Below are 13,962 nucleotides of genomic sequence, written 5' to 3' on the forward strand. Positions count from 1 at the left end.
TGCCCCCCAGACGGAAAACGCTGAAAACGCGTCGAACGACTCAAATCAGGAAACGCTTTCGAGCAGAGAATCAGAGAGTTGATTCACTGGCAAGTGCTTACGATTCCGAGAGATTCACTTTCTGAGAAAATGGATGCGAAAAGCGTGTCGTTGAGTCTTTGCGGCAACGGTCGCGGACCGTTTCGGCCTCGTTGAAGTTCATGCATCACATGAACTTCAACGCGCGCCAAAGTGCACCTTAAAGGAGCTGCCCGAGAAACTCCTGCACGGCATGCCCCGGCCGGAAATTGCCGATTCGCTTGATTTCCCATTGCAACCGGATACCGGAATTCTCCAGCACCCGCGTGCGCACCGTCTCGCCGAGATATTCAAGGTCGTAGCCGGTCGCGGTTCCCGTGTTGATCATGAAGTTGCAATGCATCGGCGACATCTGGGCCCCGCCGATCATCAGGCCGCGGCAGCCCGCTCTGTCGATCTCCTTCCAGGCCGACGTGCCTTCCGGATTCTTGAAGGTCGAGCCACCGGTCTTCTCGCGGATCGGCTGCACGGTCTCGCGATGGTTCTGCACGGCCTCCATCGCCGCCTTGATCGCCGTTTTCTCCTCGGCAAAGCCTTCGAACACGGCCGAGGTGAAGATCAGCCCGGAGGGCGCCGCTGAATGGCGATAGGCGTATCCCATATCGGCATTGCTCAGCGTCTGCACATTGCCCTTGCGGTCGAGCGCCCGCACTTCGACGACGCGCTCGCGCGTCTCGACACCATTGGCGCCGGCATTCATCCGCAGCGCACCGCCGATTGCACCCGGAATGCCGTGGTAGAAATGAAAGCCGCCAATGCCGGCCTCGAGCGCCACCGCTGCGACACGCTTGTCGGGGGTCGCAGCTCCCGCCTTGATCCTGATCGGCGAAATCACCTCGGCCTCGCCGAAGCCCTTGGCCGAAAGGCGGATGACAAAGCCCTCGATGCCGCCGTCGCGGACCAAAAGGTTCGAGCCGACGCCAACGACGGTAAGAGGTATTTCTTCAGGAACGGCTTTGAGGAACACCGCAAGATCCTCCTCATCAGCCGGCTGGAACAACGCTTCAGCCAGGCCCCCGGCACGGAACCAGGTGATCTTGTCCATCTCGGCGTTCGGCGTGAGGCGGCCGCGCAGGCCGGCAAGCCGGTCGCCAAGTCTGTCGATCAGGGCCTGGCCGTGCATCATGAGACGGTCCCGCCAAGCTCCTTGGGCAACGCATAGGCCCATTGGGTGATGTTGCCGGCGCCCAGGAAGACGACGAAGTCACCCGGCTTGGCCAGATCACGGATGACGGGCGCGATCGCCGCCGGACCCTCGATGTAGCGCGCGTCGCGATGGCCGCCGGCGCGGATGCGCGACACCAGCGCGTCCGAGCTGACGCCGTCGATCGGCTCTTCGCCGGCCGCGTAGACCGGCGCCACCATCACTGTGTCGGCGTCGTTGAAGCAAGTGGAAAACTCGTTGAACAGATCATGCAGCCGGGTGAAGCGATGCGGCTGGGCAATGGCGATGACGCGACCCTGGGTGGCGCTGCGCGCCGCCTTCAGCACCGCCGAGATCTCGACCGGATGGTGGCCGTAATCGTCGAATATTTCGACGCCGTCCCACGAACCGGTATGGGTGAAGCGGCGCTTGACGCCGGCGAAGGACGACAGGCCCTTCTTGATCGCCTCGGCCGACAGGCCGAGCTCATGCGCGACCGCGATCGCTGCCGTCGCGTTGGAGACGTTGTGGCGGCCGGGCATCGGCAGGCGCAGGCCTGCTATGACAGTCTGGCCGCCTGTCTTGCGGTCGCGGATCACCACGTCGAATTCCGAAATGGCACCTGCCATGCGGTGATTGGTAAAGCGCACGTCGGCCTGCGCATTCTCGCCATAGGTGATGACCCGGCGGTCCTCGATGCGGCTGACCAGCGCCTGCACCTCGGGATGGTCGGTGCACATAACGCCAAAACCGTAGAACGGCACGTTCTCGACAAACTGGCGGAACGCCTCCCGCACCTTGTCGAAGCTGCCATAGTGATCGAGATGCTCGGGATCGATGTTGGTGACGACCGCGATCTCGGCCGGCAGTTTCAGGAAAGTGCCGTCGCTTTCGTCGGCCTCGACCACCATCCATTCGCCGTCGCCCATGCGCGCGTTGGTGCCGTAGGCATTGATGATGCCGCCATTGATGACGGTCGGATCGAGCCCACCGGCATCGAGCAAGGTCGCCACCATCGAGGTCGTGGTCGTCTTGCCATGCGTGCCGCCGATCGCCACCGCCTGGCGAAAGCGCATCAGTTCGGCCAGCATTTCGGCCCGGCGCACGATCGGCAGCAGCTTTTCGCGCGCGGCCTTGAGCTCAGGGTTGGATTTCTTGATCGCCGTCGAGACGACGACAACCTCGGCATCGCCGAGATTCTCGGCCCTATGGCCGACGAAGCATTCGATGCCCTTGTCGCGCAGCCGCTGCACATTGGCGCTTTCGGCCTGATCGGACCCTTGCACCTTGTAGCCGAGATTGTGCAGCACTTCGGCAATGCCGCTCATGCCGATGCCGCCAATGCCGATGAAATGCACAAGGCCGATGGTCTGCGGCATCTTCATGCTTGCGTCCCCTTCCTGAAATCCGAAATGGTTTTTTTGGACGCAATAGCCTCTGTAAGATCAGCGAGCAACCGTGCCGCGTTCGGCCGGCCGGCCGATTTCGCGCCCGCCGCCATCGCCACAAGCCGCTCAGGCTGGTCGATCAGCCCGCCGAGGAGCACTGCGATGCGTTCGGGCGAGAGCGAGGATTGCGGGTGCACTTCGCCGCCGCCGGCAGCGGCAAGGGCCGCCGCGTTCGCCGCCTGGTCGTGGTCGAGCGCGTAGGGGTAAGGCACCAGCAGCGCCGGCCGGCCGATGACGGCGATCTCCGAAACGGTCGAGGCGCCGGAGCGCGAGATCACCAGGTGCGCAGCCGCCATGCGCTGCGCCATGTCGGTGAAGAAGGGTGAGACCTCGGCAGCAACGCCCAGTGCCGCATAGGCCGCCTTGACCCGCGCCACATCATCGGCGCGAGCTTGTTGGGTAATGACCAGCCGCTTGCGCTGAGCATCGGAAAGCAGCGCGATCGCCCCCGGCACGGCATCGGAAAAGAACTGAGCGCCCTGGCTGCCGCCGAACACCAGCAGGCGGAACGGCTGTTCCCCGGTCGATGCCGCATAATTCGTCCTGGCAGCTTCCAGCACGGCCGGCCTGACCGGATTGCCTGTCGTCACCGTCTTGACCCCGGCAGCACTGGTGTCCTGCGGCAGGAAGCCGCCGGCGATGGCATCGACACGGCCGGCCAGCGCCCGGTTGGCGCGCCCCATCACCGCGTTCTGCTCATGGATCAGGGTCGGCACCTTGCGCCGTGTCGCCGCGTAGAGCGGCGGCAAGGTCGGATAGCCGCCAAAGCCGACGACCGCATCCGGCTTGATCCTGGCGATGACGGCGGAAGCCTGGCGCACGCCGCGCCAGATTTTCCAGAAGGCACCAAGCAGGGCAAAGGGGTTTTTCGAGCCCATCGTCGCCGACTGGATCGGATGGACGGCTGCGGCCGGGAAATGGCCGGCGAAACGCTCTGCACGGTCGTCGGTCGCCAGATGCACTGACCAGCCGCGCTCGTTCAGCTCATGCGCCAGCGCTTCGGCCGGGAAAAGATGCCCACCGGTGCCGCCTGCCGCGAGAAGGATGACGCCTCTGGCCATATCACTCCGCCGGCAGGGCGCGTTGCGACAGGCCAAAGCCCATCTGCTTGCGCTTTTCCGGCCGCTTGCGTGTCAGCGCCAGCACCATGCCCATCGAGATGGCGATGGCGATCTGCGAGGAGCCGCCATAGGAGATGAACGGCAGCGTCATACCTTTGGCCGGCACAAGCTGGAGATTGACGCACATGTTGATGACCGCTTGCAGGCCAAACACGGTGACGAGGCCGCCGACCGCATAGCGGGTGAAATCGTCATGCTCCTTCAGCGCCGTGTTGAGGCCGCGCAGCACGATGAAGGCGAAGATCGACATGATGAAGAAGCACATGATCAGCCCGAACTCTTCGCCCGCGACCGAGAAGACGAAGTCGGCATGGCTATCGGGAATGACGCGCTTGACTGTGCCCTCGCCCGGCCCGACACCGAACCAGCCGCCATTGATCAGCGCTTCGCGCCCCATGTCGACCTGGAACGTGTCGCCCTCGCCGGTGAGGAACTTGTCGATGCGCAAGGCAACGTGCGGGAACACCGTATAGGCGGCAAAGACGCCACCGACGCCGGCCGCGCCGAGCGCGACGATCCACAGCCAGGGCAGCCCGGCCATGAAGAACATGATGCCCCAGGTGCCGGTCGTCAGCATGGTCTGGCCGAGGTCCGGTTGCGCCACCAGCAGCGATACGACCAGCACCAGCAGCAGCATGGCAAACAGATTGCCCGGAATGTCAGGCTGGCGCTTGTGCTCGGCGAACAGCCAGGCGCACATGATGACGAAGGCCGGCTTCAGGAATTCCGACGGCTGGATCGACAGGCCTGCAAGCGACACCCAGCGGCGCGCACCCTTCACCTCGACGCCGATGTAGAGCACCGCCACCATCAGCACCAGCATCAGGCACAGGATGACCAGCGCCATGCGCCGGATCTGCCTGGAATCGAGGAAGGAAACGGCCAGCATCACGCCGAGCGCCGGCACGGTGAAGATGATCTGCCTGGTGGCAAAGTGGAAACTGTCGAGGCCGATGCGTTCGGCCACCGCCGGGCTGGCAGCGAAGGACAAGACGATGCCAAGCCCCATCAGCGACAGGAACGCCGCCAGGAACCAGCGATCGATCGTCCACCACCAGGTCGCAACCGGACTTTTGTCGAGACGGCTCTGCATTATCGTGCCCCTCCGATGGGTTTCACACCCTCGATAGCATTCGCAGCTTGCCTGAAGGCTTCGCCGCGGACTTCGAAATTCTTGAACTGGTCGAAGCTGGCGCAGGCCGGCGACAGCAGCACCACCGCCTCACCGCTGTCGTCCTTGGCCGCATCATGCGCGGCGTGCTCGACCGCCGCGGCCAGCGTGCCTGAAATCTCGTAGGGAACTGCCTCGCCCAGCGTCGCCGAAAAAGCCGGCGCCGCCTCGCCGATAAGATAGGCCTTGGCGATGCGCGGGAAGAAGCCGCGCAAGGGTTCGATGCCGCCTTCCTTGGGCAGGCCGCCGGCGATCCAGTAGATGCGCGCGAAGCTGGACAGCGCCGGCGCCGCCGCATCGGCATTGGTCGCCTTGGAATCGTTGATGAACAGCACATGGTCCTTGCGGCCGACCTGCTCCATGCGGTGCGCGAGGCCGGGAAAGCTTTCCAGCCCCGACTGGATCTCGCCAAGCTCCAGCCCGACCTTGAGGCAAGCGGCGACCGCCGCCAGAGCGTTCTGGGCATTGTGCTGGCCACGCAGCGAGCCGATGCCTTCGAGGAAGGCGACACGGCTGTAACGGCCGTGCACGGCTTCCATCAGATTGCTGCCTTCGGCGAAATAGCCATCGGTCAGCGGCAGGCGCTTGGAAATGCGGATGACAGGCCGGCCCGCCCGCTCCAACCGCTCGGCGATCTGCGCGCACCAGGAATCGTCGATGCCGACGATCGCCGTCTCGCTGCCGGCCACCAGCCGCTCCTTGATCGCGGCGTAGTGCTGCATGGTGCCGTGGCGGTCGAGATGATCGGGCGTCAGGTTAAGCAGGATGCCTGCCGTCGGATTGATCGAGGGCGCGAGGTCGATCTGGTAGGACGAGCATTCGACCACATAGTGCCGATCGGGCTCGGGTGGATCGAGCGTCATTACCGCGCGGCCGATATTGCCGCCCATCTGGGTGTCGCGTCCCGCGGCTTTCAGGATATGCGCGGTCAGCGCGGTCGTCGTCGACTTGCCGTTGGTGCCGGTGATGGCGATGAAAGGCGAATTTGGCGCGCTCAGCATCCGCTCGCGGCAGAAAAGCTCGATGTCGCCGATGATCTCGACGCCCGAACCGCGCGCCAGCTCCACCGTCCAATGCGGCTTGGGATGCGTCAGCGGCACACCTGGCGACAGCACGAAGGCCGAGAATTTCGCCCAGTCGGCGCCGCGGAGATCGGCGGTTGCGATGCCGGCAGCCGTTGCCTTGGCCACGCTTTCGGGATTGTCGTCCCAAGCCAGCACGTCCGCGCCGCCCTCGATCAGTGCGCGCGCCGTCGCGATCCCCGAGCCACCGAGCCCGAAGAGCGAAACGCGCTTGCCTGAAAAGGATGCGGCGGGGATCAAGGGGCTTCCTATCTCAGCTTGAGGGTCGACAGGCCGACCAGCGCCAGGATGACGGCGATGATCCAGAAGCGGATCACCACCTGGCTTTCGGTCCAGCCGAGCTTTTCGAAATGATGGTGGATCGGCGCCATCAGGAACACCCGCTTGCCGGTCATCTTGAAGTAGCCGACCTGGATGATGACCGACAGGATTTCCACGACGAACAATCCGCCGACGATGACCAGAACGATCTCGTGCTTGGTGGCGACCGCAACGGTGCCGATCAGGCCGCCCATGGCCAGCGAGCCGGTGTCGCCCATGAAGATCGCCGCAGGCGGCGCATTGAACCAGAGGAAGCCCAGACCAGCGCCGATGACCGCGCCGAGCACGACCGCCAGTTCACCGGTGCCGGGCACGAAATGGATCTGCAGATATTCGGCGAACACGGCGTTGCCGGAGAGATAGGCGATGACACCGAAGGAAGCCGCCGCGATCATGATCGGCACGATCGCCAGTCCGTCCAGACCGTCGGTGAGGTTCACAGCATTGCCGGCGCCGACGATGACGAAGCAGGAGAACGGAATGAAGAACCAGCCGAGATTGACGATGAATTCCTTGGCGAAGGGAAATGTCAGCGACGAAGAGAACGGCGCCTGGCCATTGTGCATGATCACCCAGGCGGCGATGCCGGCAATGACAAATTCAAGCGCAAGGCGTGCCTTGCCGGAAAAGCCGAGATGCGACTGCTTGGTTACCTTGAGATAGTCGTCGTAGAAGCCGATCGACCCGAAGCCCAGCGTCACCAGCAGCACCACCCAGACATAGATGCTCGACAGGTTCGCCCACAAAAGCGACGAGCCGATGATGCCCGACAGGATCATCAGGCCGCCCATGGTCGGCGTGCCGGCCTTCTTGAAATGTGTCTGCGGCCCATCGGCGCGGATCGGCTGACCCTTGCCTTGCCGCAGCCGCAGCGAATTGATGATGGTCGGTCCGAAGATGAAGACGATCAGCGCCGACGTGATCAGCGCCCCGCCGGTGCGGAAGGTGATGTAGCGGAAGACATTGAAGACCGAGATCTTGTCCGCAAAATCGACGAGCAGTGTAAACATGCGTTTTCGTCCCCCGACCTAGGTCTGTTTTCTAGCTGTCGATTCAGCCGGGAATTTGCCCAGCAGCGCATCGACCAGTTTTGCAAAACCGATGCCCTTCGACGATTTGATCATCACCACGTCACCCGGCTTAAGCGCGGCAAGCAGCACCGGCTTCAGCTCCTCGACACCAGCGCGGTATTCCGTCTTGATCTCAGCCGGCAGCGCTTCGGCCAGCGCCCGCATTTCCGGGCCGCCGAGGAAGACGGTCTGTGTCCCGGTGCCGACGATGAGTTCGGCAAGGGCTGCATGCAGCTTGGCCGAATGGTCGCCGAGTTCGAGCATGTCGCCGAGCACGGCGATGCGGCGGCCCTCGCCCGTCACAGGCGTCGCGTTGAGCAATGCCATGGCAGCAGCCATCGATGCCGGATTGGCGTTGTAGCTTTCGTCGATCAGCGTGATCGGTCCACCTGGGTGGCTCGAAGTCGAGCCACCGGGATGGCGCAGCACATGGCGCTTGCCGCGCCCGCGCTCGGCCGAAAGATCGGCCAGTGCGAGTGTCACCTTGTCGAGATCGGCCCCGACCAGATGTGCCGCCCCCAGCACCGCCAGCACGTTCTGCACCATATGGCGGCCGGGCGCGCCGATCCGCGCCGTCACTTCGTGGCCGCCGATCCTGGCGATGATATCGGAATGATCCGCATGCAGTTCGCATTTGGTGAGCTTGAAGGTAGAGCGCGCATTCTCGCCGAAGCCGTAGACGTGCTCGACACCGGCTGCATGGGCCATCTTGTCGAGCAGCTTGAAGCGCGTATCGTCGCGGTTGAGGACGGCGGCCCCCTCGGGCTCCAGCCCCTCGAAAATCTCGGCCTTGGCCTTGGCGATCTCGTCCAGATTGCGGAAGAAACCTAGGTGGGCGGCCGCGATCATGGTGACGATGGCGACATGCGGCCTCACCATCTTGACCAGCGGACGGATCTCGTCGGGATGGTTCATGCCGATCTCGAACACGGCATAGTCGCAATCATCGGGCATGCGTGCCAAAGTCAGCGGCACGCCCCAGTGATTGTTGAAGGACTGCGCCGAGGCATGCACCTTGCCGGCGGCTTGCAGCACATGGCGCAGCGCTTCCTTGGTGGTGGTCTTGCCGGCCGAACCGGTCACAGCGATGATTTTCGCGCTCGAGCGGGCGCGCGACGCAACTCCAAGCTTTTCCAGCGCGACCAGCACGTCCTCGACGACGATGATCGGCGCCGTCAGCCGGCCGAGCGACGGCAGCTTGCCTTCGGCCACCACCAGCACGCCGGCGCCAGCCTTGATGGCGGCGGTTGCGAAGTCATGGCCGTCCATCGCCTCGCCCTTGATAGCGAAGAAGGCGTCGCCCGGCTGCAGGCTGCGGCTGTCGATCGAAATGCCTGAAATGCCTTCCGGCATCGGCCCGAGCGGCCGCCCGTCCATGGCGGCAACCAGCGCCTCGGAGGTCCACAGCAAGCTCATGCGGCACGCTCCACGAGTGCCGCGCGAACCTCCTCGTGATCGGAAAAATGCAAGGTCTCGGAGCCGATCGTCTGGCCCTCCTCGTGCCCCTTGCCGGCCACGATCAGCGTGTCGCCGGCATGCAGCATGGCGACCGCCTCATGAATCGCCTGGCGCCGGTCGCCGATCTCGATGGCACCGGGAGCGGCGGCCAAAATAGCGGCGCGGATCGTTTCCGGCACTTCGGAGCGCGGATTGTCGTCGGTGACGATGACGACATCTGCAAGTCGCGTCGCAATCTCGCCCATGATCGGTCGCTTGCCGCGGTCGCGGTCGCCGCCGCAGCCGAACACGACGATGACGCGGCCGGTGGTGAACGGCCGGACCGAGGCCAGAACGTTTTCCAGCGCGTCCGGCTTGTGGGCATAATCGACATAGACCGGCGCGCCGCTGGCGGTGGTGCCGACGAGGTCGAGCCGGCCCGGCGCGCCCTTCAGTTTCTCCAACGCCATCAAGGCCTTGGCGACAGGTGTTCCCGTGGAGATGGCAAGACCCGCCGAAACCAGCGCGTTCGAAATCTGGAAATCACCGGCCAACGGCAGGTCGATCTCGTAGAGCACGCCATCGGCCTCGACTTCGGCGCGTTGGCGGTGGCGCTCGTGCTCGACCCGCTTCAGCCTGAGGAAATCGCCATGGCGGCCGACCGTCAGCACATTGAGCCCGGCAGCCTGTGCGGCCTCGATCGTCGGCGCCGACCATGGATCGTCGGCGAAGATCACGGCCGGTGCGCCCTTCGGCAGCAGCGTGTCGAACAGACGCAGTTTGGCGCGGTGATAGTCCTCGATGGTCGGATGATAGTCCATATGGTCGCGGCCGAGATTGGTGAAGCCGCCGGCGGCCAGCTTCACGCCGTCGAGGCGGCGCTGGTCGAGCCCATGGCTGGAGGCTTCCATCGAAGCGTGGGTGACGCCGGCATCCGCCAATTCCCGCAGCAATTGGTGCAGGGCGACCGGATCGGGTGTCGTCAGCGAGCCATAGTCGTTGCGTCCAGGCGCCACCACGCCGGTGGTGCCGATCGAAGCGGCGGCATAACCGGCCTGCTCCCAGATCTGCCTGGTGAAGGCGGCGACCGACGTTTTGCCGCTGGTGCCGGTCACCGCGACCATGATCTCAGGCTGCTTGCCGGAATAACGGGCGGCACTCAGCGCCAGCGCCAGGCGGGGATCGTCGACCGCCAATAACGGAACCGACAGCCCGGCAATGGTGCTGCCCTTGCCCGCCACGATCGCGGCCGCACCGCGCGCGGCGGCGTCGGCGGCATAAACGGCACCATCGGCCTTGGTTCCGGCGAGCGCAAAAAAGACAACGCCCGGTTTCACCTGGCGGGAATCCGAAGAAATCCCTGTAACCTCCAGATCGACGGAAGCTATTCCCTCGACGGGCAGGATACCGGCTAGATCTCTGAGCTTCATCGAGTCCCGTTCACCGCAACAAAATAGCGCGCTGTTGCCGGCGCGCCCTAAGAATCACTGATAGGAAACCAGCGTTGCACCATTTTCATGGCTGAAATCTGGCTTCACGCCAAGCATGGCAGCTGAACGCCTGATGATATTGCCGGCCATGACCCCCGCATTTGCGGCCGCGACATCCGTCATGCCAGGCTTTTCCGGGTGCGGGGCATCGGCAATGGTAAACACCAGATACTGTGGATCGTCCATCGGGAAGGCGGCGACGAAAGTGTTGAAATTCAAGTCCTTGGAGTAGCGGCCATTGACGACCTTCTCGGCCGTTCCGGTCTTGCCGCCAACGCGGTAGCCGGGGACCCTGGCATTTCTGGCCGAGCCCTTCTCCGCGTTGAGCGAATAGAGGTAGCGCATGCCTTCAACGGTCTTTTCGCTGACCACCTTCTTGGCCGTGGCCATCGCTTCCGCCTGCGTACGCACCAGAAAGGTAGGGTTCATCAGGAAGCCGCCATTCATCAACGCCGCGCAGCCCACAGCCGCTTGCAACGGCGTCGTCGACACGCCATGGCCGAAGGCGATGGTGAATGAATTGACCTGTTTCCAGACCTTCGGTTCAGTTGGACGGGCAGTCTCCGGCAATTCGGTCTGCATCCTGTCCAGAAGGCCAAGGCGATGCAGGAATTCGCGATGCCCCTCGATGCCGACCATCTCGGCTTCCCTGGCCGACCCGATGTTGGACGAGTAGAGGAACACCTCCGGCAACGACAGCACACGGTTCTTGCCGTGGAAATCGTGAATGGCCTGATGGCCGACCCGGATTGGATGCGAAGCATCGAAGCGGCTCGCCATCGTCGCCTTGCCGGAATCGAGCGCCATGGCTGAGGTGAAGCTCTTGAAGGTCGAGCCCATCTCGTAGAGGCCCGCCGACATGCGATTCAGCCGGTCCTTGTCCTGTGCATTGTAGGGATTGTTCGGATCGAAATCCGGCACCGAGGCCATGGCCACCACTTCGCCGGTCTTGACGTTGAGCACGACGGCGCCGGCCCCCATGGCACGATAGCGCTCCAGGCCGGCGGCGATCTCGTCGCGCACCACATGCTGCACGCGCAGATCGATCGAAAGCTTTACCGGCTTGAGATCCTTGGCAATGGCAAGGCCCGATGCCTGCAGATCGCTCAGCCCCTGCTCGTCGACATATTTCTCCATTCCGGAGATGCCCTGGTTGTCGATGTTGGTGAGGCCGACAATGTAGGACGAGGTCTCGCCGCTCGGATAGAAGCGGCGCTTTTCGGTGCGGAAGCCGAAACCGGGAATGCCGAGTTGCATGATGTCGGACTGTTGCTTGGGCGTCAGCTGCCGCTGCAGCCAGACGAAACCGGCGCCGCTCTTCAGCTTATGGTAGGTCTGCTCATAGTCGATGTCCGGAAGCACCGTCGACAGCTTCTCGATCGCCTCGTCGGCGTCGACAATGCGGCGCGGTTCTGCAAACAGCGACGCCGTCTTGATATCCGTGGCCAGCACTTCGCCGTTGCGGTCGACGATGTCGGGCCGCGATGCCGTCACCCGGCTCTGCGGACCGCCCGACATGTCGGGGGTCTGGAAGCCGAGATAGACCAGCCGCCCTGATATGGTCGAGAAGATACCGAAGAACACCGCCATGGTCATGACGATGCGCGTCCTGCCCTTGCCGCCGGTCGTCTTGCGGGCGCCCTCGACCACGATCGATCCATCTTCACTCGTCCTGGCGCGACGCTTCAGCAGTTTGCCGATCATTGGGCGATGCCTCCGGTCACCACGGGATCCCTGCCGTCCGGCGGCGCGTTGCCACCCGAATTGTCGGCCATGCCTCCCTGGCGTCCCGACAGGATGTCCTGGATGTCAAGGGATTTGGCCGGCAGGTCGCCGATGCCGCCGATCTGGCGAGCGCTGACCGGCTCGAGTTCGAGCTGCGATTTGTAGAGTTCGGCGAGCTTCTGCAGCCGCGACGGCTGGGTAAGCAGGCTCCAGTCGGCCTTGAGCAGGTCGATCGTATCCTCCTCATAGCGTATCTGCGCATGGATCTTCTGCACCGCGGCCAATTGTTCCTCGGCCTCGCGCTTGGCCTTGTAGGTAAGGGCCGCGACCGCAACCATGACGGCGATCAGGACAATGTCGCTGGTACGAAACACTTAGCTACCTCTCCCCCGGTCGGCCTGTGCCGGGAAGTGTTGGGCCGGGAAGCTTTGGAAGGCCGAAAATCGAAAAGTCGCTGCTGCGCGCCGGCGCCTCGGTGCGGATCGCCGCGCGCAGCCTGGCCGAACGGGCGCGCGGATTGGCCGCCACCTCGGCGTCGCCAGCAGTCACGCCGCCGCCCGCCTTGCGGAACGTCGCGGTGCGCGCATGAGCCTCGGGCAGGTGACGTGAGCCGGTCGCAACATCGGCCCGGTCGGCGATGAAGCGCTTGACGATGCGGTCTTCCAGCGAATGGAACGTCACCACGGCGAGCCGACCGCCCGGCTTCAGCGCGCGTTCGGCCGCGAACAGCGCCTTGGCCAGTTCGCCAAGCTCGTCATTGACGAAGATGCGCAGCGCCTGGAAGACGCGCGTCGCCGGATGGATCTTGTCCTTCGGCGCCCGGCCGATATGCGTCTCGATGGCGTCGGCCAGTTCCAGCGTGCGTTCGAACGGGCGCTTTTCGCGGCGCGCCTCGATCATGCGGGCGATGCGTCCGGCATGGCGCTCCTCGCCGAGAAAGCCGAAGATACGGGCAAGGTCGCCCGGCTTGAAGGAATTGACGACATCGGCGGCGCTGAGGCCCGATTGCGCCATGCGCATGTCGAGTGGCCCGTCGGCGCGGAACGAAAACCCGCGCTCGGCCTGGTCGAGCTGCATCGAGGACACGCCGATGTCGAGCACGACGCCCTCGGCGCTCTCGACATGTTCGTCCAGCGTCGAGAACGGCGCCTGCACCAGCCGCAGCAGGCCGCCGGACTGCGCTTCCAGATCGCGCCCGGCATCGATTGCATCCGGATCGCGATCGATCGCCACAACCGAGGCGCCCGTCGCCAGAATGGCCCTGGTGTAGCCGCCGGCACCGAATGTGCCATCGATGATGACGTCGCCCTGCGCCGGCGCCAGCGCTTCGAGCACTTCGCCAAGGAGGACCGGAATGTGGCGGGCCGATCCGCCAACGGCGTGAGGAAGGTCATCGCCGTGGCTCGCCGTCATTCCGGTCGCTCCCCAGGCTTCGTCCCCTGCCGAAGCTGCAAAAGCCGGGCTCGCGCCTGCGCCCCATAGGCGGCAAGCCGTCCCGGCTCCCAGATCTGAAAGAAATTGCCGCGTCCGACAAAGGCCACTTCCGCCGAAATGCCGGTGTGTTCGCGAATGAAATCGCTCATCGTGATGCGGCCGTCCTGGTCGAGTTTCAAGAAGGTGCCATCGCCATGGCAGAAGAACGACATGTCGTCCGCCGTCTGCAGGAAGGGATCCTCGAGCGCAATGCGCTGCTCGTAGCGGTCGAGCAGGTCGAGCCCGCCGACATCCATCGCCGGCAGGTCGAGGCAGCGCAGCGCGTAGAGTTCCGAATAGCCGCGCTTCTGCACGACGGCACGGAAATGCGCGGGAACGGACACCCGTCCCTTCGCATCGATCCTGCTCACCGTGTTTGACAGAAACCGGTCCATTAAACGC

At 64.1% G+C, this 13,962-nt stretch carries 12 protein-coding genes; all 12 read right to left on the minus strand.

Going from position 1 to position 13,962, the window contains the following annotated elements; translation table 11 throughout:
• Positions 1-238 precede the first annotated feature (238 nt).
• From murB to mraZ, 12 genes are read right to left on the minus strand one after another with little or no spacing between them, the layout of a single operon-like run.
• Positions 239-1,204 carry a UDP-N-acetylmuramate dehydrogenase gene (gene murB / locus NKI21_RS19565; protein WP_031213597.1) on the minus strand — a complete coding sequence of 322 codons (966 nt, stop codon included), beginning with the start codon at positions 1,202-1,204 and terminating at the stop codon, positions 239-241.
• Positions 1,201-2,607 carry a UDP-N-acetylmuramate--L-alanine ligase gene (gene murC, locus NKI21_RS19570; protein ID WP_023813140.1) on the minus strand — a complete coding sequence of 469 codons (1,407 nt, stop codon included), beginning with the start codon at positions 2,605-2,607 and terminating at the stop codon, positions 1,201-1,203. Before murC ends, murB begins: the two co-directional genes overlap by 4 nt.
• The gene (gene murG, locus NKI21_RS19575; protein ID WP_128303495.1) at positions 2,604-3,731 is read right to left on the minus strand and encodes an undecaprenyldiphospho-muramoylpentapeptide beta-N-acetylglucosaminyltransferase; all 1,128 of its coding nucleotides are present in this window, start codon (positions 3,729-3,731) and stop codon (positions 2,604-2,606) included. The genes murC and murG overlap by 4 nt, the downstream gene beginning before the upstream one ends.
• A 1-nt stretch (position 3,732) precedes the next feature.
• Positions 3,733-4,884: a putative lipid II flippase FtsW gene (gene ftsW / locus NKI21_RS19580; protein ID WP_128303494.1), complete on the minus strand. Its 1,152-nt coding sequence runs from the start codon at positions 4,882-4,884 to the stop codon at positions 3,733-3,735.
• Positions 4,884-6,284 carry a UDP-N-acetylmuramoyl-L-alanine--D-glutamate ligase gene (murD, locus tag NKI21_RS19585; RefSeq protein WP_352442237.1) on the minus strand — a complete coding sequence of 467 codons (1,401 nt, stop codon included), beginning with the start codon at positions 6,282-6,284 and terminating at the stop codon, positions 4,884-4,886. The genes ftsW and murD overlap by 1 nt, the downstream gene beginning before the upstream one ends.
• Before the next feature lie 8 nt (positions 6,285-6,292).
• Positions 6,293-7,375 carry a phospho-N-acetylmuramoyl-pentapeptide-transferase gene (gene mraY / locus NKI21_RS19590; RefSeq protein WP_352708893.1) on the minus strand — a complete coding sequence of 361 codons (1,083 nt, stop codon included), beginning with the start codon at positions 7,373-7,375 and terminating at the stop codon, positions 6,293-6,295.
• A gap of 18 nt (positions 7,376-7,393) precedes the next feature.
• A complete protein-coding gene (locus NKI21_RS19595) occupies positions 7,394-8,851 on the minus strand; it encodes a UDP-N-acetylmuramoylalanyl-D-glutamyl-2,6-diaminopimelate--D-alanyl-D-alanine ligase (RefSeq protein ID WP_352442236.1) in 1,458 nt (485 codons plus the stop codon).
• Positions 8,848-10,302, minus strand: a complete 1,455-nt coding sequence (locus NKI21_RS19600) for a UDP-N-acetylmuramoyl-L-alanyl-D-glutamate--2,6-diaminopimelate ligase (protein ID WP_128303491.1) — start codon at positions 10,300-10,302, stop codon at positions 8,848-8,850. Before NKI21_RS19600 ends, NKI21_RS19595 begins: the two co-directional genes overlap by 4 nt.
• A 54-nt stretch (positions 10,303-10,356) precedes the next feature.
• On the minus strand, positions 10,357-12,066 hold the full coding sequence (locus NKI21_RS19605) for a peptidoglycan D,D-transpeptidase FtsI family protein (protein ID WP_128303490.1): 1,710 nt from the start codon (positions 12,064-12,066) through the stop codon (positions 10,357-10,359).
• Entirely contained in the window at positions 12,063-12,461 is a 399-nt protein-coding gene (gene ftsL / locus NKI21_RS19610) for a cell division protein FtsL (RefSeq protein ID WP_128303489.1), read from the minus strand. Before ftsL ends, NKI21_RS19605 begins: the two co-directional genes overlap by 4 nt.
• A 4-nt stretch (positions 12,462-12,465) precedes the next feature.
• A complete protein-coding gene (gene rsmH / locus NKI21_RS19615; RefSeq protein ID WP_352442235.1) occupies positions 12,466-13,500 on the minus strand; it encodes a 16S rRNA (cytosine(1402)-N(4))-methyltransferase RsmH in 1,035 nt (344 codons plus the stop codon).
• A complete protein-coding gene (gene mraZ, locus NKI21_RS19620) occupies positions 13,497-13,955 on the minus strand; it encodes a division/cell wall cluster transcriptional repressor MraZ (RefSeq protein ID WP_056582893.1) in 459 nt (152 codons plus the stop codon). Before mraZ ends, rsmH begins: the two co-directional genes overlap by 4 nt.
• Between the last annotated feature and the right edge of the window lie 7 nt (positions 13,956-13,962).

The organism is Mesorhizobium sp. M0715, from assembly GCF_040320355.1.
GTDB lineage: Bacteria > Pseudomonadota > Alphaproteobacteria > Rhizobiales > Rhizobiaceae > Mesorhizobium.

Bases quoted from the DNA above. Each gene is read 5' to 3' on its own strand.
- mraZ (WP_056582893.1), bottom strand. From the start codon at position 13,955: ATGGACCGGTTTCTGTCAAACACGGTGAGCAGGATCGATGCGAAGGGA.
- ftsW (WP_128303494.1), bottom strand. From the start codon at position 4,884: ATGCAGAGCCGTCTCGACAAAAGTCCGGTTGCGACCTGGTGGTGGACG.
- murC (WP_023813140.1), bottom strand. From the start codon at position 2,607: ATGAAGATGCCGCAGACCATCGGCCTTGTGCATTTCATCGGCATTGGC.
- rsmH (WP_352442235.1), bottom strand. From the start codon at position 13,500: ATGACGGCGAGCCACGGCGATGACCTTCCTCACGCCGTTGGCGGATCG.
- NKI21_RS19595 (WP_352442236.1), bottom strand. From the start codon at position 8,851: ATGAGCTTGCTGTGGACCTCCGAGGCGCTGGTTGCCGCCATGGACGGG.
- murB (WP_031213597.1), bottom strand. From the start codon at position 1,204: ATGATGCACGGCCAGGCCCTGATCGACAGACTTGGCGACCGGCTTGCC.
- mraY (WP_352708893.1), bottom strand. From the start codon at position 7,375: ATGTTTACACTGCTCGTCGATTTTGCGGACAAGATCTCGGTCTTCAAT.
- NKI21_RS19600 (WP_128303491.1), bottom strand. From the start codon at position 10,302: ATGAAGCTCAGAGATCTAGCCGGTATCCTGCCCGTCGAGGGAATAGCT.
- NKI21_RS19605 (WP_128303490.1), bottom strand. From the start codon at position 12,066: ATGATCGGCAAACTGCTGAAGCGTCGCGCCAGGACGAGTGAAGATGGA.
- murG (WP_128303495.1), bottom strand. From the start codon at position 3,731: ATGGCCAGAGGCGTCATCCTTCTCGCGGCAGGCGGCACCGGTGGGCAT.